General features: G+C 69.3%; 20 protein-coding genes. 8 read left to right on the top strand and 12 right to left on the bottom strand.

Features of this window, described 5'->3' with window-relative positions:
• Window positions 1-8: 8 nt before the first annotated feature.
• Both pyrC and ACF8LI_RS00370 read right to left on the bottom strand, forming a co-directional pair.
• The gene (pyrC, locus tag ACF8LI_RS00365) at window positions 9-1,049 is read right to left on the bottom strand and encodes a dihydroorotase (protein ID WP_047469741.1); all 1,041 of its coding nucleotides are present in this window, start codon (window positions 1,047-1,049) and stop codon (window positions 9-11) included.
• Window positions 1,050-1,055: 6 nt separating this feature from the next.
• A complete protein-coding gene (locus tag ACF8LI_RS00370) occupies window positions 1,056-1,793 on the bottom strand; it encodes a Crp/Fnr family transcriptional regulator (RefSeq protein WP_310035855.1) in 738 nt (245 codons plus the stop codon).
• A 153-nt stretch (window positions 1,794-1,946) separates the two neighbouring features.
• On the opposite strand from ACF8LI_RS00370, the gene ACF8LI_RS00375 reads away from it, so the two are divergent.
• From ACF8LI_RS00375 to ACF8LI_RS00405, 7 genes are read left to right on the top strand one after another with little or no spacing between them, the layout of a single operon-like run.
• Window positions 1,947-3,011, top strand: a complete 1,065-nt coding sequence (locus ACF8LI_RS00375; RefSeq protein ID WP_154835735.1) for a porin — start codon at window positions 1,947-1,949, stop codon at window positions 3,009-3,011.
• A 9-nt stretch (window positions 3,012-3,020) separates the two neighbouring features.
• Window positions 3,021-5,147: an acetate--CoA ligase family protein gene (locus ACF8LI_RS00380; protein ID WP_392411617.1), complete on the top strand. Its 2,127-nt coding sequence runs from the start codon at window positions 3,021-3,023 to the stop codon at window positions 5,145-5,147.
• On the top strand, window positions 5,144-6,166 hold the full coding sequence (locus ACF8LI_RS00385) for a Bug family tripartite tricarboxylate transporter substrate binding protein (RefSeq protein ID WP_392411619.1): 1,023 nt from the start codon (window positions 5,144-5,146) through the stop codon (window positions 6,164-6,166). The genes ACF8LI_RS00380 and ACF8LI_RS00385 overlap by 4 nt, the downstream gene beginning before the upstream one ends.
• A 25-nt stretch (window positions 6,167-6,191) precedes the next feature.
• Window positions 6,192-7,577 (top strand): DUF1254 domain-containing protein, encoded by a 1,386-nt coding sequence (locus ACF8LI_RS00390; RefSeq protein WP_126311322.1) that lies wholly within the window; start codon window positions 6,192-6,194, stop codon window positions 7,575-7,577.
• Window positions 7,578-7,585: 8 nt separating this feature from the next.
• Complete coding sequence (locus tag ACF8LI_RS00395; protein WP_392411622.1) at window positions 7,586-8,941, top strand: DUF1254 domain-containing protein; 1,356 nt, start codon at window positions 7,586-7,588, stop codon at window positions 8,939-8,941.
• Window positions 8,938-10,191: an alkyl sulfatase dimerization domain-containing protein gene (locus tag ACF8LI_RS00400; protein WP_392411625.1), complete on the top strand. Its 1,254-nt coding sequence runs from the start codon at window positions 8,938-8,940 to the stop codon at window positions 10,189-10,191. Before ACF8LI_RS00395 ends, ACF8LI_RS00400 begins: the two co-directional genes overlap by 4 nt.
• A gap of 51 nt (window positions 10,192-10,242) precedes the next feature.
• Window positions 10,243-11,232 (top strand): Bug family tripartite tricarboxylate transporter substrate binding protein, encoded by a 990-nt coding sequence (locus tag ACF8LI_RS00405; RefSeq protein ID WP_392411627.1) that lies wholly within the window; start codon window positions 10,243-10,245, stop codon window positions 11,230-11,232.
• A 4-nt stretch (window positions 11,233-11,236) separates the two neighbouring features.
• On the opposite strand, the gene ACF8LI_RS00410 is transcribed toward ACF8LI_RS00405, so the two are convergent.
• The 3 genes from ACF8LI_RS00410 to ACF8LI_RS00420 all read right to left on the bottom strand — a co-directional run bounded on the left by ACF8LI_RS00410 (window position 11,237) and on the right by ACF8LI_RS00420 (window position 14,542).
• Window positions 11,237-12,265 carry a Bug family tripartite tricarboxylate transporter substrate binding protein gene (locus tag ACF8LI_RS00410; RefSeq protein ID WP_392411628.1) on the bottom strand — a complete coding sequence of 343 codons (1,029 nt, stop codon included), beginning with the start codon at window positions 12,263-12,265 and terminating at the stop codon, window positions 11,237-11,239.
• A gap of 76 nt (window positions 12,266-12,341) precedes the next feature.
• A complete protein-coding gene (locus ACF8LI_RS00415) occupies window positions 12,342-13,358 on the bottom strand; it encodes a Bug family tripartite tricarboxylate transporter substrate binding protein (RefSeq protein ID WP_392411630.1) in 1,017 nt (338 codons plus the stop codon).
• 14 nt (window positions 13,359-13,372) lie between these two features.
• A complete protein-coding gene (locus ACF8LI_RS00420) occupies window positions 13,373-14,542 on the bottom strand; it encodes a M20 family metallopeptidase (protein ID WP_392411632.1) in 1,170 nt (389 codons plus the stop codon).
• A 77-nt stretch (window positions 14,543-14,619) separates the two neighbouring features.
• Between ACF8LI_RS00420 and ACF8LI_RS00425 the strand changes: the two genes are divergently transcribed.
• On the top strand, window positions 14,620-15,567 hold the full coding sequence (locus ACF8LI_RS00425; RefSeq protein WP_016450279.1) for a MurR/RpiR family transcriptional regulator: 948 nt from the start codon (window positions 14,620-14,622) through the stop codon (window positions 15,565-15,567).
• Here the strand turns inward: ACF8LI_RS00425 and ACF8LI_RS00430 are convergent.
• The 7 genes from ACF8LI_RS00430 to ACF8LI_RS00460 all read right to left on the bottom strand — a co-directional run bounded on the left by ACF8LI_RS00430 (window position 15,560) and on the right by ACF8LI_RS00460 (window position 23,381).
• Window positions 15,560-17,974 carry a TonB-dependent siderophore receptor gene (locus ACF8LI_RS00430; RefSeq protein WP_392411633.1) on the bottom strand — a complete coding sequence of 805 codons (2,415 nt, stop codon included), beginning with the start codon at window positions 17,972-17,974 and terminating at the stop codon, window positions 15,560-15,562. The two genes, ACF8LI_RS00425 and ACF8LI_RS00430, sit on opposite strands and share 8 nt — an antisense overlap.
• Window positions 17,975-18,334: 360 nt before the next feature.
• Window positions 18,335-19,381: a FecR domain-containing protein gene (locus tag ACF8LI_RS00435; protein WP_046987577.1), complete on the bottom strand. Its 1,047-nt coding sequence runs from the start codon at window positions 19,379-19,381 to the stop codon at window positions 18,335-18,337.
• Entirely contained in the window at window positions 19,378-19,998 is a 621-nt protein-coding gene (locus ACF8LI_RS00440) for an RNA polymerase sigma factor (RefSeq protein ID WP_016450276.1), read from the bottom strand. Before ACF8LI_RS00440 ends, ACF8LI_RS00435 begins: the two co-directional genes overlap by 4 nt.
• A gap of 181 nt (window positions 19,999-20,179) precedes the next feature.
• Entirely contained in the window at window positions 20,180-20,917 is a 738-nt protein-coding gene (locus tag ACF8LI_RS00445; RefSeq protein ID WP_016450275.1) for an amino acid ABC transporter ATP-binding protein, read from the bottom strand.
• Between the two features lie 25 nt (window positions 20,918-20,942).
• On the bottom strand, window positions 20,943-21,614 hold the full coding sequence (locus ACF8LI_RS00450) for an amino acid ABC transporter permease (protein WP_016450274.1): 672 nt from the start codon (window positions 21,612-21,614) through the stop codon (window positions 20,943-20,945).
• A gap of 1 nt (window position 21,615) precedes the next feature.
• Window positions 21,616-22,368 carry an amino acid ABC transporter permease gene (locus ACF8LI_RS00455; protein WP_016450273.1) on the bottom strand — a complete coding sequence of 251 codons (753 nt, stop codon included), beginning with the start codon at window positions 22,366-22,368 and terminating at the stop codon, window positions 21,616-21,618.
• 113 nt (window positions 22,369-22,481) lie between these two features.
• On the bottom strand, window positions 22,482-23,381 hold the full coding sequence (locus tag ACF8LI_RS00460; protein WP_016450272.1) for a transporter substrate-binding domain-containing protein: 900 nt from the start codon (window positions 23,379-23,381) through the stop codon (window positions 22,482-22,484).
• Between the last annotated feature and the right edge of the window lie 336 nt (window positions 23,382-23,717).

Genomic DNA, 23,717 nt, shown 5'->3' on the forward strand with positions numbered 1-23,717 from the left:
CCGCCAGCTTAAACCAGCTTCCAGGGCAGGGCTTCGCCGGAGCGCAGCGGCTTCAGTTGCGCCTCGCCGAAGGCGAAGCTGTCCGGCGGCGTCCAGCTCTCGCGCACCAGGGTGATCTTGCCGGTGTTGCGCGGCAGGCTGTAGAAGTCCGGGCCGTTGAAGCTGGCGAAGGCTTCGAGCTTGTCCAGCGCGCCGGCATTGTCGAAGGCCTCGGCATACATCTCGATGGCGGCATGGGCGCTGTAGCAGCCCGCGCAGCCCGTGGCGTGTTCCTTGAGATGGGCCGCGTGCGGCGCGCTGTCCGTGCCCAGGAAGAACTTGGGCAGGCCGCTGGTGGCCGCCTCCACCAGGGCCAGGCGGTGCGTCTCGCGCTTAAGCACGGGCAGGCAGTAGTAGTGCGGACGGATGCCGCCCGTGAAGATGGCGTTGCGGTTGAACAGCAGATGCTGGGGCGTGATGGTGGCGCCCACGAAGCGGTCGGCCTCGGTCACGTACTGGGCGGCTTCGCGCGTGGTGATGTGCTCGAAGACGATCTTGAGTTCGGGGAAGTCGCGGCGCAGCGGGATCAGGTGCTGGTCGATGAAGGCGGCCTCGCGGTCGAACAGGTCGATGTCGCTGCTGGTGACTTCGCCGTGCACCAGCAGCAGCAGGCCTTCGCGCTGCATGGCTTGCAGCGTGGGGTAGATCTTGCGCAGGTCGGTGACGCCGTGGTCGCTGTTGGTGGTGGCGCCAGCCGGGTAGAGCTTGCAGGCCACGACGCCGGCCGCCTTGGCGCGCACGATTTCCTCGGGCGGCAGGTTGTCGGTGAGGTACAGCGTCATCAGCGGCTCGAAGGCCATGCCCTCGGGCACGGCCGAGAGGATGCGCTGCCTGTACTCCAGCGCCTGCTCGGCAGTGGTCACCGGCGGCTTGAGGTTGGGCATGATGATGGCGCGCGCAAACTGCGCGGCCGTATGCGGCACCACGCTGCGCATGGCTTCGCCATCGCGCACGTGCAGGTGCCAGTCATCGGGACGGGTGATCGTGAGGGTGTCGGTGGAGGCGGTCATGGTGCGCTATTGTCCCATTGCCGGGCCGGCTGCGGCCGCGCGCCCCAGGCCGGCAAGATCGACCAGCGTCAGCCGGCCATAGGCGGCCTGCAGCAGGCCGCGCTGCTCCAGCAGGCGCAGCTCCTTGTTGATGGTCTGGCGCGAGACCGACAGCATGGCGGCCAGGTCGCTCTGCGAGATGCGCAGCACCACGCCCTGCCCGTCGGGCGCGGGCTGGCCATGCGTTGGGGCCAGCCGCGCCAGCAGCTCGGCCACGCGGTTGTCGATGTTGCTGAAGGCGTGGCGCTGCTGGACGACGATCAGCTCGTGCATGCGCGCCAGCACCAGCAGGCAGATGTCCTTCCACAGCAGCGGATGGGCATCGAGCAGGGCCAGGAAAGACTCGCCGGGGATCTCCACCAGCACGGTGGGCTGGTGCGCGTGGTAGTCGTAGACGAATTGCGTGTGCTCCAGCAGCCGCGCCAGGCCCACGATGTCGCCCGCGCTGTGCATGGACAGCACGAAGCGCGAGCCCGTGGCGTCCACGCCGCCCACTTCCACGCAGCCCGAAGCCACCACCAGCACCTCGCGCCGCTTGGGGTCGGCGGCGCGCACCTGCTGGTGGCGCTCGTAGCGGCCCAGGCGGGACAGCGCCGTCAGCTCATCGAGCACCTCGGGCGGCCAGTTGCGCAGCATGCGGCACAGGCCCAGGGCGCGGCGGATCAGCGCCGAAGGGTCGGCCAGGGGAGCAGGCTTGGAGCGCATGGTTCTCTCACGATGTCGAAGGCCCCGGGTTAGTCCGGTGCCCATGTACCGCCATTTGTCAATGGCTTGACAGAGTGCATCCCCTGTCGCTCGGGATAGTAGCAAGCAAGCCACCGGGCAAAGCATCCGGGGCGCTACCAAGGAGACAAGTTCGTGAAGCACAAGCATTGGCTGGCCGCCGGCGGCATGGCGGCCCTGGGCACGTCCGCGTGGGCCCAGGGCAGCGTGGAGATGTTCGGCATCGTCGACGTCCACATCAACAGCGCAAGGTCGGGCGCCACGCGCCTGAGCCGGCTGGAGGACGGGGGCAGCGCGGCATCGCGCATCGGCTTTCGCGGCAGCGAGGACCTGGGCGGCGGCCTGCGTGCCCAGTTCATGCTGGAGGCCGGCGTGGCGCCGGACACGGGCCTGGGCACCATTCCCGGCCCGGGCCTGGCCTTCACGCGCCAGGCCTGGGTGGGGCTGAACAGCGGCTGGGGCGCGGTGGAGATGGGCCGCATGTACACGCCCATGTTCGGCGCGCTGTTCCGGGCCGATCCGCTGGGCATGAACGCGCTGTTTTCCTCGCTGAACCTGGTGTCGGCCACCGATGCCCAGGCCGGCCTGCGGCCGTTTGCGGCACGGGCCAACAACCTGGTGCGCTACCGCACGCCGGCAGGCCAGCCCTGGCTGGCGGACCTGGCCTATTCCTTCGGCGAAGCGGCTTCACCGAACAGCAGCAACGGCCGCCTCTACGGCGCCACGCTGGGCTGGAACCAGAAGCCCTGGTTCCTGGCCTACAGCTTCCAGAAGTCCGTGGAAGGCAGCGCCGCCGCACCCGTGGCCGCGCCCGCCACCAGCCAGTACCAGGCGTTGTCGGCCAGCTGGGAAGCCCTGAATGGGCTGCGCCTGACGGGCAACTACGTCATCAACCGCGTGGACCGTGCAGGCACACCCAAGGCGAGGCTGGCCCAGCTGGGCGCCGATTGGAGCGTGGATGCGCGCTCCAAGCTGCTGGTCTCGGTGGCGCGGCGCGAGGTGGGCGGCACGGACCGCGCCCAGAACACCTGGACGCTGGGCTACGACTACGCGCTGAGCAAGCGCACCGTGCTCTACGCGCGCTGGCTGCAGCTGGGCAACGCGGCCAATGCCTCGGCCGCCATTGCCAACGTGCCGGTGGCCGCCCACAGCGGCGACGGCGTGCGGTCCCTGGCGCTGGGCGTGCGCCACAACTTCTGAGGGACACCCATGACCGACAGCCATTGCTTCGACACTTCCCGGCTCGACGCGCTGTTCGCGCCGCGCTCCATCGCCGTGGTCGGCGCCTCGGACCAGGCCAGCAAGATCGGCGGCATTCCGCTGGACTACCTGCTGCGCTTCGGCTACGGCGGCGCGCTGTATGCGGTGAACCCGCGCGCCAGCCGCGTGCAGGGCCTGCCCGCGCACGAGCGGCTGGCCGCCATCGGCGCGCCGGTGGACCTGGCCATCGTCGCCGTGCCGCAGTCGCAGGTGGCCGGCGTGCTGGAGGATGCGGCCGCCGCGCGCGTGCAGTCCATGGTGCTGTTTTCCTCGGGCTATGCCGAGACCGGCTCCGACGGCACGGCCGCCCAGCAGGCGCTGGCGCGGCGCGCGCAGGAGGCGGGCATACGCCTCATCGGCCCGAACTGCCTGGGCTTCATGCGCCCCGGCCACCAGGTCTACGCCACGTTCTCGCCCGCGCCGGGCGGCGGCCTGGTGCGGCCCGGGCGCATCGGCATGGTCAGCCAGTCGGGCGCCTTCGGGGCCTATGCCTACAGCCTGGCGCGCGAGCGCGGGCTGGGCCTGTCGCTGTGGGCCACCACGGGCAACGAGGCCGATGTGCAGCTGGCCGATGGCCTGGCCTGGCTGGCCCAGGACCCCGAGACCGACGTGATCATGGCCTACATGGAGGGCTGCCGCGACGGCCCCCGGCTGCGCGCGGCCCTGGCCCTGGCGCAGGAGCGCGGCAAGCCCGTGGTCATGTGCAAGGTGGGCACCAGCGCCCTGGGCGCGGCCGCCGCCGCATCGCACACGGCCTCGCTGGCGGGCAACGATGCCGTCTATGACGCGGTGTTCCGCCGCTACGGCGTGCTGCGCGCGCATTCCATCACGGACTTCTTCGCGCTGGCGGCCAGTGCCTCCATCGCGCGGGCCCCCAAGGGGCGGTCCATCGGACTGTTCACGGTCTCGGGCGGCGTGGGCGCCATGATGGCCGACGACGCCAGCGCAGCCGGCCTGGACGTGGCACCGCTGTCCGATGCGGCCCAGCGCCAGCTGCGCGAATGGGTGCCGTTTGCCGCGCCGCGCAACCCCGTGGACATCACGGGCCAGGTCACCAACGACATGACGCTGCTGGAGCGCAGCGCCCGCCTGATGCTGACCGACCGGCAGTTCGACAGCTGGCTGGGCTTCTTCGCGGCAGGCGGCCTGTCCGACGCCTTCTGGCCCGTGCTGCAAAGCCTGGTGCAGACGCTGCGCACCCACCATCCCGATACCCTGCTGGCCGTCAGCACGCTGTGCCCGCCCGAGCGCCGCGATGCGCTGGAGGCGCTGGGCTGCCTGGTGTTCGCCGACCCGGGCGCGGCCATACGCTGCATTGGCGCGCTGGCCCGCCTGCATGAAACACCGCAGGCGCTGCCCGCGATGGCCGATGCAGGCAGCGCACTGCACCTGCCGGCGGGCACGCTGTCGGAGCAGCGCAGCATGGCCCTGCTGGCCGAGGCCGGCGTGCCCGTGGTGCCGCACCGGCTGGTGCGCACGGCGGCCGAGGCAGCGCAGGCCGTGCAGGCCGCGCAGGAGATGGGCGGACGCATTGCCCTCAAGGTCTGCAGCGATGCCATCGCCCACAAGTCCGACGTGGGCGGCGTGGCACTGAACCTGGCGGATGCGGCCGGCGCCCAGGCCGCCTTCGACCGCATCCTGGCCAATGCGCGCCAGGCCCGGCCCGAGGCGCACATCGACGGCGCGCTGGCCGCCCCCATGGTGCAGGGCGGCGTGGAGTGCATCGCCGGCGTGCACCGCGACCCGGTGTTCGGCCCGGTGCTGATGTTCGGGCTGGGCGGCATCCATGCCGAGATCCTGCGCGATGTCTCGCTGCGCCTGCTGCCCATCGCGCGCGACGACGCGCTGGCCATGGTGCGCGAGCTGCGGGCCTTTGCCGTGCTGGACGGCGCGCGCGGCCGCCCCCGCGTGGACCTGGACAGCATTGCCGACACGCTGTGCGCCCTGGCCGGCTTTGCGCAGCGCGCAGGCGCCACGCTGGAAAGCGCCGAGATCAATCCCCTGATCGCCCGCCCGCGCGAGGACGGCGGCTGCGTGGCCGTCGATGCGCTGGTCATCGGCAGGGAGGCTGCATGAAAGCCAATGCCCATTCCATCTCCCGCCCGGAGGCCACCATGAATACCCCCCTGCTGCGCACCGCCGCACTGACCTGTCTTGCCCTGGCCTGCAGCGCCGCGCTGGCCCAGGACGGCTATCCCGCCCGGCCCGTGCGCATCGTCGTGCAATACCAGGCCGGCGGCTCCACCGACACCGTGGCGCGCATCCTGGCCGAGGGCCTGGCCAAGCGCCTGGGCCAGCCCGTGGTGGTGGACAACCGCAGCGGCGCGGGCGGCATCATCGGCACCGAGCATGTGGCCAAGAGCGCGCCCGACGGCCACACCCTGCTGCTGACCGTGCCCGGGCCCATCACGGCCAACCTGGTGCTCTACAAGAAACTGCCCTACGACCCGCGCACCGAGCTGCGCATGGTCTCGGACGTGGTCTCGCCCTCCATGGTGATGGCCGTCAACCCGGCCGTGCCGGCCAAGGACTTCAAGGGCCTGGTCGAGGCCGTGCGCCAGTCGCCGGGCAAGTACGCCATGGGTTCCTGGGGGGCGGGCACGCAGCCGCACCAGGTCCAGGTCTTCATGGACAAGGCCTACGGCCTGCAGTCGCTGCACGTGGCCTACAAGGGCGAAGGGCCCATGTCCATCGACCTGGTCAGCGGCGTGATCCAGATGACGCTGGGCTCGGCCGCCACGCTCAAGCCCTTCATCGACGCCGGCAAGCTGCGCGCCCTGGCCGTGGCCGGACCGCGCCGCAGCAAGGCCCTGCCCGATGTGCCCACCTTTGCCGAGCAGGGCTACCGCGAGCCCGTGTATGCCATCACGGGATCGATCTCGCTGATGGCGCCCGCGCGCACGCCCGACGCCATCGTCGAACGCCTGGGCCGCGAGGTCGCCGCCGTGATGCGCGAGCCCCAGGTGCGCCAGCGTGTCGAGGCGCTGGGCCTGGAGGCCCAGGGCAACAGCCCGGCCGAGGCCAGCGCCGCCTACGCCGCCTTTTTGCCCGTGGCGCTGGACCTGGCGCGCTCCACGGGCGTGACCCTCGACTGACCCCCCTCCTGCCCTGAAGAAAACAATGGACATGAACCCGACCCCTCCCTCCCTGCCCGAAGTCCGCCGCGCCCTGGCGCGCTCCATCGGCCTGGCCGCCTTTGTCTACGGCTATCCGCTGATAGAGACCTACCGCACCTGCCGCCTGCAGACCGATGCCGGCGCCGCACGTGCTACCGGTTTGGGCCTGGACATGCGCGGCGACTTCGACACGCTGCACCACAGCCAGCGCCCCTCCACCCATGAGGACCGCGACGTGGTCACGCCCGCCAACGACCTGCTGTACTCGCTGGCCTGGATCCACCTGGCCGACGGCCCGCGCCTGCTGACCGTGCCCTCCAGCGCCGCGCATCCGGGCCGCTATTTCGTGCTGGCCCTGTACGACGCCTATACCGAGAATTTCGAGAACCTGGGACCGCGCAACTGCGCGCCCGAAGGCGAGACCGTGGTCCTGGTCGGGCCGGGCGGCCAGGTGCCGGAACACCTGGCCGGCCACCGTCTGGTGCACTGCCCCAGCAACCTGGTCTGGCTGATCGGCCGCACCGTGGTGGGCGATGCGCCCGACTGGCCTGCAGCCCGCGCGCTGCAGGCCGACATCCGGCTGGAGCCCGCGCCGGGCGTGCCGAAAGGAGGCCGCCCGGCCGCCGTCGCGAACTGGGTCGGCCCGCCCGTGGACGCCATGGCGGCCGCCTTCGAGAACCAGGAGCCTGCGGCCGAGGTTGCGCCGCGCTTTTTTGCCAACCTCTGCCATGCGCTGGCCGAGGCGCCTGGCCGCAAGGAGGACCAGGGACTGCTGGCCTGGTTCGGCCAGGCCGGCCTGGTGGCCAGCGCCCACATGGCGTGGGAGCAGCTGGAGGAGCCCGTGCGCGAAGGCCTGACCGAGGGCTTTGCCGACGGCGTGCGCACCGTGGCCGCCATGGGGCGCAACCGCCGCCCCCGGCCCTGGACCATGACGCCGTCCACCGGCCGCTACGGCAGCGAGTACCTGGGCCGCGCACGCACCGCCTACCTGGGCCTGGGCGCGCTGGCCACCAGCGAGGCCATCTACGCCGCCGCCCACCACGACGCAGGCCTGCAGCCGCTGGACGGCAGCCAGCGCTATGTGCTGCGCTTCAATGCCGCCGACATGCCGCCGGCCGACGCCTTCTGGTCCGTCACCCTGTACGACGCCGACCGCTTTCTCTACGGCAACGAGATCGGCCGCCACTCCATAGGGGACCGCACGCCGGGCTTGCTGCGCGAGGCCGACGGCAGCCTGCAGATCGACCTGGGCCATGCCCGGCCGGCACAGGGCGCCGCCAACTGGCTGCCCACGCCGCACGGGCGCTTCTACCTCATCCTGCGCATGTACCACCCGCAGGCAGGCGCGCACCAATGGCCTGTTCCGCCCCTGCAGCCCGTGGCCGCATGAGACACGCCATGGACCTGAGCACCCTGGCCGAAGAGGCCGTCATCCACACCTGCCCGCTGTACGAGATGCGCCGCATGCGCGCGGCCACCTCGCCCCGGCGCAATGCGGCCGGCGAGGCTGCGCCCGCACCGCTGCGCTGGTGCAACCAGTTCGTGCATGCGCGCCAGCTGCTGCGCGCCGGCACCAGCCGCGTGGTCACGCCCAACAACGACACGCTCTACACCAACGCCTGGCTGGACCTGGGCGCCGGGCCGCTGGTGATCGACGTGCCCGACACGGCGGGCCGCTACTACGTCCTGGGCCTGCTGGACTTCTTCACCAACCCCTTCGCCCACCTGGGCCAGCGCCTGACGGGCACGGCTGCGCGCTCCTTCCTGATCACGCCGCCCGGCTGGCAGGGGGCGCTGCCGCCACCGTTCGATGCGCCCGGCGCACACATTGCCGCGCCCACTCCCTGGCTGTGGGTGATAGGCCGCATCCTGGTCGATGGCGAGCATGACCTGCCCGCCGTGCACGCGCTGCAGGACGGCTTTGCGGTGCGCCCGCTGGCCGACTGGCAGGCGGGCACTCCCTCGCAGGCCCGCGCCTTCGACCCGGACTGCGATCCCCAGGCCGCACCCAACGCCGTGCCCAACGCTGCGTACTACGCCGCCCAGGTCAATGCCGCGCTGCGCGACAACCCGCCACCAGAGGAACACACCGCACGGGTCGCGCGCTTTGCGGCCGTGGGCCTGGGCGCCGGGCTGGGCGCACCCGATGCGGAACAGCAAGCCGCACTGCAGCGCGCCCTGGACAGCGTGCTGCCCCGGCTGCGCGCGGCCAGCACGGGCCGGCGCCTGGACTCGGGCTGGGAACTCCCCGCCCTGGTCGAAGGCAGTTTTGGCGACGACTTCCAGGCCCGCGCCGAAATTGCGCTCAAGTACATCGGCATGCTGGAAAGCCGCGAGGCCATCTACCCGCTGGCCTGGCATGACGCCCAGGGCCTGCCCCTGCACGGCAGCCGCCGCTACCGGCTGCGCTTTGCCCCAGGCGCGCTGCCGCCCGTGCAGGCCTTCTGGTCCCTGACCCTCTACGGCGCCCACGACTGCATGCTGGTGGACAACCCCATCGACCGCTATGCCATCGGCGACCGCACGCCGGGCCTGCGCCCCGACGCTGATGGCGATGGCGATGGCGATGGCGATGGCGGGTTGACTATCCACATCAGCCACGCGCCGCCGGCCAGCGAAGACCACCGCGCCAACTGGCTGCCCGCGCCGCGCGAAGGCTTTTACCTGTGCCTGCGCGCCTACATGCCACGGCCCGAACTGCTGGACGGCCGCTACGCCCTGCCCCCCATCGAACCAGACCCGGAGACCCCATGAACGCCAGAGACGACGACAAGCCCTTCTTGCTGGTGGGCACCGGCAGCGAAACCGTGGCGCCGGGCCTGCACATACTGCGCGGCCAGGGGCAGTCCTTCGTGGCCGAGACCGACGCGGGCCTGGTGGTGATCGACGCCGGCCCCGGCGGCAAGGTCAGCCAGGACATGATCGCCAGCCTGCGCCAGCTCAGCGATGCGCCCGTGCATGCGCTGTGCTACAGCCACGGCCACATCGGCTACAACGCGGGCGTGCCCGCCTGGCTGGAGCATGCGGCCGCGCGCGGAGAGCCTGTGCCGCGCCTCATCGCGCACCGCAACCTGCCGCGCCGCCAGGCGCGCTACCGCGAGACCCGGGCGCTGCAGCACCGCATGGCCGAGATCCAGTTCAACCGCAGCGCGGGCTTTTTCGAGCACCGGCTGGACATGCACGAGCCCACCGAAACCTTCGACACGCGGCTGGAGATAGGCAGCGGAGACAGCCGCATCGAGCTGTTCTGGGCGCCGTCCGAGACCGACGACGCCATCGCGCTGTGGAGCCCCGGCCAGCGCGTGCTGTACGGCGGCGCGGCGCTGCTGGACTCCATCCCCAACATCGGCACGCCCTTTCGCACGCTGCGCGACACCGTGCGCTGGGCCGACACGCTGCAGGCCATGGCCGCGCTGCGCCCGCTCAAGGCCGTGCGCGAGTTCGGTCCCGTGATCGAGGGCGAGCAGGCCGTGCAGCAGGTGCTGCTGCACACCGCACAGGCGCTGCGCTGGCTGCGCGCCGAAGTCGTGCGCCTGATGAACGAGGGCCTGAACGAGCAGCAGGTGCTCGCGGCCATGGACTATCCGCAGGAGCTGTTCGGCGTGGAGTGGATGAAGCCCACCTATGGCGACCCCAGCTACATCGTGCGCGACATCTACCGTTCGGAAAACGGCTGGTGGGACCGCAACCCGACCACGCTGCACCCGGCCCCGCCCGAGGCCGCAGGCGCCGCCATTGCCCAGGCCATCACCGACAAGCCCGGCCTGGTGGCCAGCGCCCAGGCGCTGGCCGACGCGGGCCAGTGGCAGCTGGCCCTGCATGTGATCGACGTGCTGGCCACGGCGGCCGGCGACGCGCCCGAGATCGGCCAGGCCCGCAGCCTCAAGGCCGCCTGGCTGCGCGAGCGTGCGCGCGAGGTGGACAGCTATGTCTCGCGCAACCTCTACCGCGTGGGGGCCGACATGATCGAGCAGGGCCGGCAGGCGCGCCTGGGGCTGCGCTGACGGGGCCGCGCACAGGCAAGGCGACACACGGCGACACAAGGAGACAAGTGCATGAAGACGATGAAGAAGCACGGCATGGCCCTGGCACTGCTGCTGGCCATGGCCTGCACAGGCCACGCCCAGCCGGCACAGGATGCCGGCAACTACCCCGCCCGCCCCGCCACGCTGATCGTGCCCACGGCCGCCGCCGGCGGCACGGACACCATCGCGCGGGTGTTTGCCGAAGGCCTGACCCGGCTGCTCAGGCAGCCCTTCGTGGTGGACAACCGGCCCGGCGCCAACGGCCTGGTCGGCGTGGAGCAGGCCGCGCGCGGCGCGCCGGACGGCTACCGGCTGCTGTTCACCTACACGGCGTCCATGGCCGTGAACCCCAGCCTCTACCGCAAGGTTCCGTATGACCCGATCAAGGACTTTGCGCCCATTGCGCAGATCGGCCGCGCCGGCAATCTGCTGCTGGTCTCGCGCGATCTGCCCGTGCATTCGCTCAAGGAGTTCGTGGAGCATGTGCGCGCCCGGCCCGGCCAGCTCAGCTACTGTTCCTGGGGCCAGGGCTCGGGCGGGCACCTGACCATGGAATTCCTGCTCAAGCAGGCCGGCCTGCAGATGCAGCATGTGCCCTACAAGGGCAGCAGCCCCTGTGTGCAGGGCCTGCTGGGCGGGCAGGTGCAAGCGGCGTTTGCGGACACCTCTTCCACCGTGGAGCTGGTGCGTGCGGGCCGCGTGCGCGCCATCGCCCACAGCGGCGACAAGCGCATTCCCAGCCAGCCGGACCTGCCCAGCCTGACCGAGGCGGGCTACCCGTTCCACAACTATTCCTGGTACGGCGTCTTCGCGCCCGCCAAAACGCCGCAACCCATCGTGGACAAGCTCAACGCCGCCATCAACCAGTTGCTGCAGGACCCGGCCACGGCCAAAAAGCTGGGCGAGCTCAACCTGACCGACCTGCCCCGGACCACGCCCGCGCAATTCGCCGACACGCTGCGCCAGGACCTGGCGGACTGGGGCCGGCTGGTGCGCGAGGTGGGCGTGCAGCTGGACTAGCAGCTCACTCGGCGACGATGCCCGTCCTGCGCACCACCTCGCCAAAGCGCTTGAGGCGCTCGGACATCATGGCCTCGAAGGCGGCGGGGCTCATTTCCTCGGGCGGGGTCACGCCACGGTCCTGCAGGCTGGCCACCATGGCCGGCGCCGTGGCGGCCTGGCGCACGGCCTTGAAGAGGGCCTGCACCACGGGCGCTGGCGTGCCGGCCGGCGCGGCCAGGCCGGTCCATGAGCTCATGTTCAGCTGCGGGTAGCCGACCTCGGCCAGCGTGGGCACATCGGGAATTTGTGCCACGCGCTGCTCGGAGGCCACGGCCAGGGCGCGCACCTTGCCCGCCTGGATGTGGGGCAGCATGGAGATGAGGTTGTCGAAGAACACCTGCACCTCGCCCGCCAGCACCGAGGTGACCAGCAGCGTGCCGCCCCGGTAGGGAACATGGGTGATGTCCAGGCCCGCATCGGCCTTGAAAATCTCCATGTTGAGCTGGCCCATGCTGCCCGTGCCGCCGCTGCCGTAGTTGAGCTGGCCAGGGTGCTTTTTGGCATAGGCGATGAACTCCGCAAAGCTGCGGATGGGCAGGCTCGCGGGCACGACCAGCACATTGGGCAGGCGGCCCAGGATGGCGATGTTTTCGAAGTCCTTGATGGGGTCGTAGCCCACCTTGGGCTGGGTCAGAGGATTGGCCAGATGGCTGCTCTGCGAGGACACGACCAGGGTGTAGCCGTCCGGCTTGGCGCGCGCCACGGCCAGCGCGGCCACCGAGCCGCCCGCGCCGGGCCGGTTCTCCACGACGATGGGCACGCCCAGGATGCGTGCCATGGGCTCGGCGTACTGGCGTGCCATGGCATCCACCGAACCGCCCGGAGGGAACGGCACGATGAAGCTGATCTGGCGCGAGGGGTAGCCAGCGGCCTTGCCTTCGGCGGCCAGCGCCGCAAGCGGCGCCAGCATACCCAGGCCCAGCCCCGCGCCAAGCACGCGGCGGCGGGAAGGGCGGCTGGCAGCCTGGCGGGCGATAGGGGTCATGCTCATGTCTCCTCCTTATGGAAATACCTCGGCTGCGCCCGGCCATCCGGGGCGCCCTGGGGGCGCCCTGGGCGTGCCCTGCTTACTCGGCCACGATATGGGCCTTGCGCACCACCTCGCCGAAGAGCTTCAGGCGCTCGGCCATCATCTTCTCGAACGCGGCAGGGCTCATCTCCTCGGGCGCGACCACGCCGCGCTCCTTGAGGCTGGCCACCATGGCAGGCGCGGTGGCGGCCTGGCGCACGGCCTTGTGCAGCGTCTGCACGATGGCGTCGGGCGTGCCCGCAGGCGCCGCGATGCCGGTCCAGGAACTCATGTTGAGCTGGGGATAGCCGACCTCGGCCATGGTGGGCACGTCGGGTAGCATGGGCAGGCGCTGCTCGGAGGCCACGACCAGGGCGCGCACCTTGCCCGACTGCACATGGGGCAGCATGAAGACCAGGTTGTCGAGGATGAACTGCACCTCGTTGCCGATGGCCGCCGTGACCAGCGGCGAGCCGCCACGGTAGGGGATGTGCGTGGCAAAGATGCCCGTGGCGGCCTTGAGCATTTCCACATTGAGCTGGCCCATGCTGCCGATGCCGCCGCTGCCGTAGTTGACCTGGCCGGGGCGCTTCTTCACGTACTCGATGAACTCCTGGAAGTTCTTCACGGGCAGGCTGGAATGCACCATCAGCGCATTGGGCTGGCGGCCCAGGATGGCAATGTTCTCGAAGTCCTTGATGGGGTCGTAGCCGATCTTGGGCTGGGTCAGCGGATTGGCCAGGTGGCTGCTTTGCGAGGACACGACCAGGGTGTAGCCGTCCGGCTTGGCGCGCGACACGTACTGCGTGGCGACCGAGCCGCCCGCGCCGGGCCGGTTCTCCACCACGATGGGCGCGCCCAGGATGCGCGACAGGGGCTCGGCGTACTGTCGGCCCATGATGTCCACCGAACCGCCGGGCGGAAACGGCACGACCAGCGTGATCGGGCGCGAGGGGTACTTGTCATCGGCGCGTGCGGCCAGCGGCGCCAGCGCGGACAGGCCCGCCAGGCCAAGGCCTGCGCCCAGCAGCTTGCGGCGGGTGTTCAGGGAGGGGTTCACGGACAGGTTTTTCATGGGTATCAGCGCAATCAGGGGTGATCAAAGATGGCGAGGGCCACGGCCTGCGCACGCGGCACGAAGGTGGCCAGCTCGCAGTACTCGCGCTCGGTATGGGCATGGCCGCCCACGGGGCCGGTGGCACACAGCGTGGGCACGCCCACCGAGGCGGTCAGACCGCTGTCGGCCGCGCCGCCCGTGAACTCGCCCTGCACATCGAAGCCCAGCGACTGCGCGCCGCGCCGGTACAGCTGCAGCAGCGCATCGGGCGTGGGCGCCATGGGCAGGGTGCGGCGCACGGCGGTGACGCGGCCCTGGGTGCGGGGCACGGATTCTTCCTCCACGATGGCGCGGATGCGCTCCATCAGCGCATCGGGATCGGTCTGGGCCGTGTAGCGCACATCGAGCTCGGCCTTGGCGTGGGGCGCCACCATGTTCGGCACGATGCCGCCCTGCAGCACGCCCACATTGGTGGTCGTGCCCGTGGCGGGATCGGTCAGCGCATGCAGGGCCAGCAGCTTGCGCGCCATGGCCTCCAGCGCGCTGGCGCCGGCCGCGTGGTTGATGCCCGCATGGGCGGCCACGCCCTGCACCTCGAACTCCACGGCCATCGATCCCTTGCGGCTGGTCACCAGGTTGCCGCTGACGCGGCCGGGCTCGGCATTGAAGACGGCGCGCGCACCGCGCACCGTGTCCATGATGGTCTGGCGCGTGGCGGGCGAGCCGATCTCCTCGTCGCACGAGAAGAACAGCTTGAGCGGCGCGCCCAGGCCGCCGCAGCGCGCAAAGGCCTCGGCCACGAAGACGTTGAGCACCAGGCCCGACTTCATGTCGGCCACGCCGGGACCGTAGGCCCGGCCTTCTTCCACGCGGAAGAGGCGGCGCGCCACGGTGCCGGCCGGAAAAACCGTGTCCATGTGACCCATCAGATAGATGGGCGCGCCCTCGCCGGGCCCGGGCACGTCGGCATGCAGCAGCACGCCGTAGCCGGGCACGTCCTCGAAGCGCACGGCCACGCCGGCCGCCTCCAGCCGCTCGCGCAGGGCCTGGGCCACGGCCAGGATGCCGGCTTCATCGCGGCTGCCGCTGTCGATATCGACAATCCTGTGCAACAGATCTTGCATGGCCTGCTGCTGGCCGCCCAGCCAGTCCAGCAGTCTCGCGCGCTGCTGCACGCGGCTTTGTTCGAGGGTATCGTGCATGGTGGAATCTCCAGAGTGCATGCAGTGTTGCACGCGACCCCCTATTTTGCAACACACGTTGCATATACAAGAAAAACATGAAATCACCATTGCAAAAAGCCGCGCTGCTGCTGCCGCAGCGCCTGGCGCAGCAGGGCGCGGAACTGACGGCCAGCGAGCAGACGCTGGCCCAGACCCTGGGCAGCGACTATCCGCATGCGCTGCTGGAATCGGCCACCGCCCTGGCAGCGCGCACAGGCACCAGCGCCTCGACCGTGGTGCGCCTGTTCGCCAAGCTCGGCTATGCCAGCTATGCCGAGGCCCAGCGCGAGGCGCGCGGCGAGGTGACGGCGCTGCTGCAGACGGCTGCCCAGCGCGCGCCCGTGCTGCTGGGCGCGCAGCGCAGCCTGAGCGAGTGCGTGGACGATGCACTGCTGCACGACCAGCACAACATCCAATCCACGCGCGAAGGGCTGGACATGGCGGCCTTCGAGGCCATGGCCCGGCAGCTCGCGCAGGACGAGGGCCGGGTGTTCGTGCTGGCCCAGCTCAACAGCTCGCCGGTCTCCGCCTGGCTGGCCCTGCACCTGAACATGTGCCGCCCCGGCGTGCAGCAGCTGGATGCAGGCGCCATCGCCCCGGCCGACCAGCTGCTGTGGGTAGGCCCCACCGACACGCTGCTGGCCTTCAGCGTCAGCCAGTATTCACGCGGCACCTACGAAGTGGCGCAGCGATTTTCGGAAGCCGGCGCCCGGGTGCTGGCCATCACCGACAGCCCCACGGCCCCCCTGGCCACCGTGGCCCACCACTGGCTGCAGGTGCGCACGGCCAATGCCTCGCCCTTTCACTCCTACACGGCCGCCTTCTACCTGTGCAATGCCCTGGTCTCGGCCGTGGCCCAGTTGCGCCATGCCGATGTGTCCGAGGCGCTGGCCCGGCGCGACGCGCTGTGGAGGGAGTTCAACCACCAGCTGATCAGGACGCCCGAGCCGCGCGGGCCGGCTCGCGCCGCGCGCAAGCCACCCGCGCGCAGGTCTTCTACATAGACCAGTAGTACTTGAAGCTCAGCGTGGCCTCGCGATCCACGCCGCGGAAGATGCCTGCGAAGTACTTGCGGTTGAACAGGTTGTTGATGTTCAGCGCGATGCGGTACTGCGGCGTCTCGTAGGCCAGCGCCAGGTCGGCCAGCGTGGCGGAGTCGTTGATGTTCAGCGTGCCGTCCGCCGCCACGTTGTAGGGAGAGCGACCCTTGTAGCGCAGGCCGCCGGCCACCATCAGGCCCGGCACCGCGCGCGGGCGGTAGTCCAGCCACAGGCTGGCCATGTGGCGTGTGGTCTGTATGGTCTGGCGGCCGATTTCGGCGGGCCGGTTGCTCTGCGTGGTGCGCGGGTCCAGGTAGGTGTAGCTGGCCAGCGCGTTCAGCTCGCGCGTGAGCGCGAAGCGGCCTTCCAGCTCCAGCCCCGTGGAGCGCACCTCGCCCGTCTGGATGCTGAAGCGCGGGTGGTCGGGGTCCAGCGTGGTGACGTTGGTCTGGCGCAGGTCGAAGACCGAGGCCGTGATCAGCGAGGTGCTTCCCGGAGGCTGGTACTTCACGCCCGCCTCGTACTGCTTGCCGCGCCGGGGCTCGAACGGATTGCCGTCGTACTGCAGGCCCGTGACCGGATCGAAGGAGGTCGCATAGCTCGCATAGGGCGCCCAGCCGCTGTCGAACAGGTAGAGCAGGCCCGCGCTGCCGGTGGTGGCGCTGTCGCTCATGCGCGGCTGGGTGCTGCTGTTCTGCGTGGTGCGCGCCTGGTCATGGCGCAGGCTGAGATTGGCCACCCAGCGGTCCCACTTGAACTGGTTGAGCGTGTAGATGCCGGTCTGGCGCAGGTCCGTGCGGCTGTCCTCCAGCTCTGGATAGGCGATGGACTGGCCATAGGCGGGGTCGAGCATGTCCAGGTCGGGCACATCCCAGCCAAAGCCCAGGCCGCCGCGCTCCCTGTACTTCACATGGTCCATGCCGAAGGCCATCCGGTGCTGCAGCCCGCCCCATCGCAGGTCCTTGTCCAGGCGGGTGTCCAGCGCCAGCGTGCGGCCCTTGGTGCGCTGGGCCAGGCTGGCGCGCGAGACGCTTCGGCCGTCGGCCAGCACGTCCATGGCGTAGATGTGGCGGTAGTCGATGTCGATGGTGGAGTAGCGCAGGTTCTGCGTGAGCTGCCAGCCGCTGTCGGTCTGGTGCGAGAACTCGTAGCCCAGCGATCGCGTGTCGCGGTCGAAGCGGTCGAAGGACGGGTCGCCGGCCGTCAGGTGCGCGGGCAGGTCCTTGATCTGCGGGTAGGTGAACAGGCTGGGCCACCAGGACTTGGGCGTGCCGCGCTCGCGCGAGTAGCTGCACAGCACGGTCAGGTGGGTGCGGCCGGAGAGGTTCCAGCGCAGCGAGGGCGCGATGGAGATGCGGTCATCGCGCGAGCCCACGGTGCGTCCGTCGCTGTCACGCGCCTTGAGGTTGAGCCGGTACAGCAGGTCGCCCGAGGCATCCAGCGCGCCGCCCAGATCGGCCGTGGCCTGGGCGCGCTGGTAGCGGCCATAGGACAGGCCCACGCTGTTCACATGGTCGGCCTCGGGTTTCTTGGAGACCACGTTGATCACGCCGCCCGGCCGCCCCTGGCCAAAGAGCACGGAGGCCGGGCCCTTGATGACCTCGATGCTGTCCAGCTCGTCGATCTCGTCGTTCCACGAACCATAGGTGCCGGCCGAGAACTGCCGCAGCCCGTCCTTGTAGTAGGAGCTGCCATCGCTGAACCCCCGGATGATGGCGCCCGTCATGCGCAGGTCCGCGCCCGTGACTTCGGTGGACACGCCGGCCGTGTACGACAGGGCCTGCTCGATGCTCTTGGGCGCCTGGTTCTGCAGCTGCTCCTGGGTGACGATGGAGATGGAGCGCGGCGTCTCGATCAGCGGCGTGTCCAGCTTGGTGCTGGCGCTCCTGCCGCTGCCCACGTAGCTGCCCGGCGCGGCCATGCGCTGCGAGGTCACGTTGACCGTGGACAGCGTGGTGCCCGCCGACGCCTGCGGCGCAGGCTCAGGCGCAGGCGCCTTTCGCAGCGTGAACGTGCCCTGCTCGGTGCTGTGCGCGGTCACGCCGGTGCCGGCCAACAGCCGGTCCATGGCCTCCTGCGGCGTGAAGCTGCCCCGGAGGGCCGGCGCCTGGCGGCCGCCCAGCACGGCTTCGTCGTACAGCACCTGGAACTGGGTCTGGCGGCCGAAGGCGCGCAGCGCGTTGATCAGCGGCTGGGCCGGCTGGTCAAAGGCCAGCCGCTGTCCGGATGACGGCATCGGTGAAGAGGCGGCCGGCTGCTGAAGCTGTTGCGCACGGGCGGACGGCGCGGCGCCCATGCCGGCCACGGCACCGGCCACCAGCCACGCCAGCAGGCGCGGACTGGCCTGCGGGCCGGCGCCCTGCTCCTTCATGTTCCTGCGTCGGGCATGTGTGCCCCTGCCTGCGAATTCCCTGCCTGCTGCTTCTTGCGCTCTCATTGCCACTCCGTTGCTGTGCCGTTGCACGGGCACGCGACGGGCAGGCCGCAGGCAGCCGTCGCGGGCGATCAGGAACCGCGTCGGACAAGCCATGCCAGCCCACCCGCGCATGCGCGTCAGGTGTTGCGGCCGTTGGCTGGGGCGTGAGGGACGAGCGCCCTCGGTGGTCCTTGGCTGGCAGCCGTGCGGGCCTGGAAAATCCACGCCCCTGCCCCTATAGAAGCCAAAACCGGTGCAAAGCTGGAACCTGGGGTTGGCCGTCAGTTTGAAACAAATTGTTTCTCAACCTTCGATTCATCCCCGCACGATCAGCCAACCTCCGCCGCTGCGCGGCTGCACGCGCACCGCAATCAAGGCCGGCAGCGCGCGCACAAAGCGCTCGGGCGCGGCCGTGGCCAGCAGGCCCGAGACACGCAGGCGGCCCAGCGACTCGTCGCCCAGCTCCACGGGCGCACCCAGATAGCGCGACAGCTCCTGCGCCACCTCCGCCAGCGGCGTGCCGCTGAAGCGCACCTGGCCCGTGCGCCAGTCGCCCACGCTGTCCGCATCGGCCACCACGGTGCTGTGCCGGCCGGCGCCGTCCACAGCCACGCCCGCGCCTGCCGCCAGCAGCAGGACATCGCCCCCAGCCCGGTCACGCTCGGGCCGCAGCTGCACCTTGCCCTCCAGCACCTTCACCACCAGCCGCGGCGGCCCGGCGCGCACATTGAACGCGGTGCCCACCACCCGGACGCGGCTGGCGCCGGAGTCCACGGTGAAAGGCCTGTCCGGGCCGGGCGTGACCTCGAAGAAGGCCTCGCCCCGATCCAGCACCACCTCGCGGCGGCGCGGGTAGTAGCGCACCTGGAGTTCGCTGTCCACGTTGAGGGCCACGCGCGAGCCATCGGGCAGCTCGATGCTCTGCGTCTGCCCGGGCGCCGTGCGGGCCTGCAGCGTATAGCCTGGCGTGTGGTCCCAGCGGTACCAGCCACCCCAGGCCAGCAGCGAGACCACCGCCAGCACGGACAGGGCCGCCGCAGGGCGGCCGGGCCAGCGGGCAAGAACGCGCTGGCGCGGCGGCGCGGCCGCTGGTGCAGCGCAGACGGCAGGCGCGGCGGGCGGCACCGCTGCGCCGAACTCATCGGGAAACAATTCCCTGAGCTGTGGCGCGCCATGCCAGTGGCGCGACATGCCTTCGAAGATGCTGCGGTGCAGCGGGTGGGCGCCCAGCCACGCATCCAGCGCGCGCTCATCGGCGCCCGTCCAGTCCGGCTGCTGGCGGCGCACGAACCAGTCGGCCGCCCTGTCATGCAGCCCCACCAGCTCCTGCGGCGAAACGCCCGGGGGAAGTTCGTTGCTCATCGTGTGTTCTCTGCGGCGCCCGGCCGCTGCTCGTCTGCGCGCAGCAGGGCACGCATTTGCTCGGCGCTGGCGTAGCGTACGCGGATCTCGCAATAGGACAGTGCCCGGCTCAGGTGGCGCGAGACCATGCGCACGGTGATGTCCATGCGCTCGGCCGTCTGCTCCAGCGTCAGTTCCTGCACGCGGTGCAGCACGAAGGCCTGGCGCTGGCGCTCGGGCAGCTCGTTCAGGGCATCGCGCAGCCGGGCCAGGCGCTGGCGGCGCTCATCGTCCAGCGCATGGTCGGCTCCGTCGCGGGCCGGCAGGGCCTCGACCTCGTCGCGGCAATCCTCCACGGACACCAGCCGCACACCGGCCTGCTGCGGCGCCGTGCGGTGCGCGAAGGCCGCCACGCTGCGCACGACCTGATGCAGATAGGGCCGCTCTTCGTCCACAGGCAGGCGCTTGTCGGCCGACAGCATGCGCACGAAGACTTCCTGGGAGGCATCCTCGATATCGGCCGGGCTCTTGAAGTACCGCGCCAGCATGCGCTGCAGCGGCTTGCGCCAGCGGGTGTAGAGACTGCGGGAATGGCCACCGGGCTCTCCCGGGGCGTCGTCGCGCTTCATGGCAGGCATGGCACGGCGGACGTGGAAATTGTCCGGTGGCGGGGAAATGGGGGCGGGATCTGGAGCACGGTGCAAACAGCTGAGCCGGCGATTGTATCGAGAACGATTCTCATCATCGTCTCGCCGCGGCCACAAAAAAGGGGCGCCGAAGCGCCCCCTTGATTGCCGTGCCCGCAAGGGCCGCACCGGTTCAGTGCTGCAGGATCTTGTTGAGGAATTCCTTGGTCCGGGGCTGGCGCGCTTCCGGGTTGCCGAAGAATTCGTCCTTGGAGCAGTCCTCCAGGATCTTGCCGCCCACGTCCATGAAGATCACGCGGCTGGCCACCTTGCGCGCAAAGCCCATTTCGTGGGTCACGCACATCATGGTCATGCCTTCGTTGGCCAGGCCGATCATCACGTCCAGCACTTCGCCGACCATTTCGGGGTCCAGCGCGGAGGTGGGTTCGTCGAACAGCATCACGATGGGGTCCATGGACAGCGCGCGCGCAATGGCCACGCGCTGCTGCTGGCCGCCCGACAGCTGGCCCGGGAACTTGTCCTTGTGCGCCGTCAGGCCCACGCGGTCCAGCATCTTGAGGCCGCGCTTCCTGGCGTCGTCCGCGCTGCGGCCCAGCACCTTGACCTGGGCGATCGTCAGGTTCTCGGTCACCGACAGGTGCGGGAACAGCTCGAAGTGCTGGAACACCATGCCCACGCGGCTGCGCAGCTTGGGCAGGTTGGTCTTGGGATCGTGCACGGCCACGCCGTCCACGAAGATCTCGCCCTTCTGGAAGGGCTCCAGCGCGTTGATGGTCTTGATCAGCGTGGACTTGCCCGAGCCCGACGGGCCGCAGACCACCACGACCTCACCCTTCTGGATGTTGGTGGAGCAGTCGGTCAGCACTTGAAAGCTGCCGTACCACTTGGAAACGTTCTTGAGTTCAATCATTGCAATTCCTCAATGGGGTGCTGGCTCATCGAATGATGGCAATTTTCTTGTGCAGGCGCTTCACTGCCCAGGACAGCGAATAGCACAGCACGAAGTAGGTCACGCCAGCGGCCAGATAGGATTCGATGGGACGGCCGTAGTTCTTGCCGGCCACTTCGAAGCCCTTGAGCATGTCGTAGGCACCGATGGCATAGACCAGCGAGGTGTCCTGGAACAGGATGATGGTCTGCGTCAGCAGCACGGGCAGCATGTTGCGGAAGGCCTGGGGCAGCACCACGAGGCGCATGTTCTGCCCATAGGTCATGCCCATGGCCTGGCCCGCGAAGACCTGGCCGCGCGGAATGGACTGGATGCCCGCGCGCATGATCTCGCTGAAGTAGGCCGCCTCGAAGGCGATGAAGGTGATGATGGCCGAGACCTCGGCGCCGATGGGCCGCCCGATGATCAGCGGCATCAGCAGAAAGAACCACAGGATCACCATCACCAGCGGCACGGAGCGCATGCCGTTGACGTAGAGCGTGGCGGGCACATCGAGCCATTTCTTGCCCGACAGGCGCATCAGCGCCAGCAGCGTGCCGAAGAGCACACCGCCGATGGTGGCGATGACGGTCAGCGTCAGGCTGAAGTACAGGCCCTTCAGCACGAAGTTGCTGAACAGGTCCCAGGTGAAGAACGACCAGTCGATTTGCAGGTTCATGTCAGTGTCCTCCGCCGCTGGCAGCGATCAGGCCCGGGACGCGCGAGCGCTTCTCGATGAAGGCCATGATGCGGTTGATGGCAAAGGCGGAGACCACGTACAGGCCGGTGACGGCCAGGTAGATCTCGATGCCGCGCGAAGTCTCTTCCTGCGCCTGCATGGCGAACATGGTCAGTTCGGCCACGGACACGGCAAACGCCACGGACGAGTTCTTGAACACGTTCATGGTCTCGCTGGTCAGCGGCGGAATGATGATGCGAAACGCCATGGGCAGCAGCACGTAGCGGTAGTACTGGAACGTGGTGAAACCCAGCGCCATGCCCGCATAGCGCTGGCCGCGCGGCAGCGCCTGGATGCCGGAACGCACCTGCTCGGCGATACGGGCCGAGGTGAAGAAGCCCAGCGCCAGCACCACGAGCACGAAGCCCGGCAGGGACTTCAGCGCGGGGAAGATGGACGGCACCACGTGGTACCACATGAAGATGTGGACCAGCAGCGGAATATTGCGGAACAGTTCGACCCAGGCATTGCCCAGCCGCACGATCCACGGCCGGTCGGGCAGCGTGCGCAGCGTGCCGATCAGCGAGCCGACGATCAATGCGATCAACAGCGACAGCAGCGACACGGAAATGGTCCAGCCCCAGGCCGACAGCATCCAGTCGAGGTAGGTGATGTCGCCGTTCTTGCCGAAGCAGCTTTGACCGACCTCTTGGGTAATGGTGTCCTGGCAGAACACCTGCCAATCCCAACTCATAGGAGCACCTCTTTATTCAGATTCTTGAAAAATGCACTACCGGCAAAAACGGCGCCGCAACAAAAAACGCCCCTTCCAACCGCATGGCAGAAGGGGCGGCATTCAGCTGGTGCTTACTTGACTTCGTACGACTCCATGGGCTTGTCGTTGGGGTTGGCCCATGCGTCCTTGGTGGCGTCGGACAGCGGCAGGCCGACCTTCACGTTGGCCGGGGGAATCGGCTGCATGAACCACTTGTCATAGAGCTTGGCCAGCGAGCCGTCGGCGATCTGGCGCTTGATGGAGTCGTCCACGGCCTTCTTGAAGGCGGGGTCGTCCTTGCGCAGCATGCAGGCGATGGGCTCGACCGACAGGGTTTCGCCGACGATCTTGTAGTCGGCAGGTGCCTTGGACTTGGAGATGTTGGCGGCCAGGATGGAGCCGTCCATGATGAAGGCGTCGGCACGGCCGGTTTCCAGCATCAGGAAGCTGTCGGCGTGGTCCTTGCCCATGACTTCCTTGAAGGTCAGGCCGTCGGCGCGCTTGTTCTTGCGCAGGGTCTGCACCGAGGTGGTGCCCGTCGTCGTGACGATGGTCTTGCCGTTCAGGTCCTTGATGCCGGTGATGCCGGAGTTGCCCTTGACGGCGATGCGCACTTCTTCCACATAGGTGGTCACGGCGAAGGCCACATCCTTTTGACGGGCCTGGCTGTTGGTGGTGGAGCCGCACTCGATGTCCACGGTGCCATTGGTCACCAGGGGGATGCGGTTCTGCGAGGTGACGGGCTGGTACTTGATGTCCAGCTTGGCCAGGCCCAGCTGCTTCTGGATGTCGGCCAGCACGCGCTCGCCCATCTCGGTGTGGAAGCCCACGTACTTGCCATTGCCCAGCGTGTAGCCCAGGCCCGAGGATTCACGCACGCCCAGCGTCACGGCGCCGGAGGACTTGATCTTGGCCAGGGTGTCGCCAGCCTGCGCAAAAGCGCTGCCTGCAGCCAGGGCGGTCACGGCGATGGCCAACAAATGCTTCTTCATACGGGTCTCCTGAGATGAGAACGAAAACGGTCTTGATGAGAACGGTCGAGTCGCCTTGTGGGCTGGCTCGAACTATCAACGATGTGACACATATTGTGCAATCACGCACGGTGCTGGAGCACCGACACGTGCTAGGGCTTTCCAGCACGTCAGCCAGATTCAGGTAAGCAACTGCCGTGCCATGGCACGCGTTTTTTGCCCGATCCAGCGCGCCTGCGGGCCTGCACACGGCGTGGCTGCTGTGCGCGCACTCTAATGCCATGCGTGGCAGCACAGCCAATGCCGTTTGCAGAAACCCTTATGCATGCCATGCATAATAGGTGTTTACCCTAGGCA

The organism is Delftia sp. WSY_12 (assembly GCF_043104645.1).
Lineage (GTDB): Bacteria > Pseudomonadota > Gammaproteobacteria > Burkholderiales > Burkholderiaceae_C > Comamonas > Comamonas tsuruhatensis.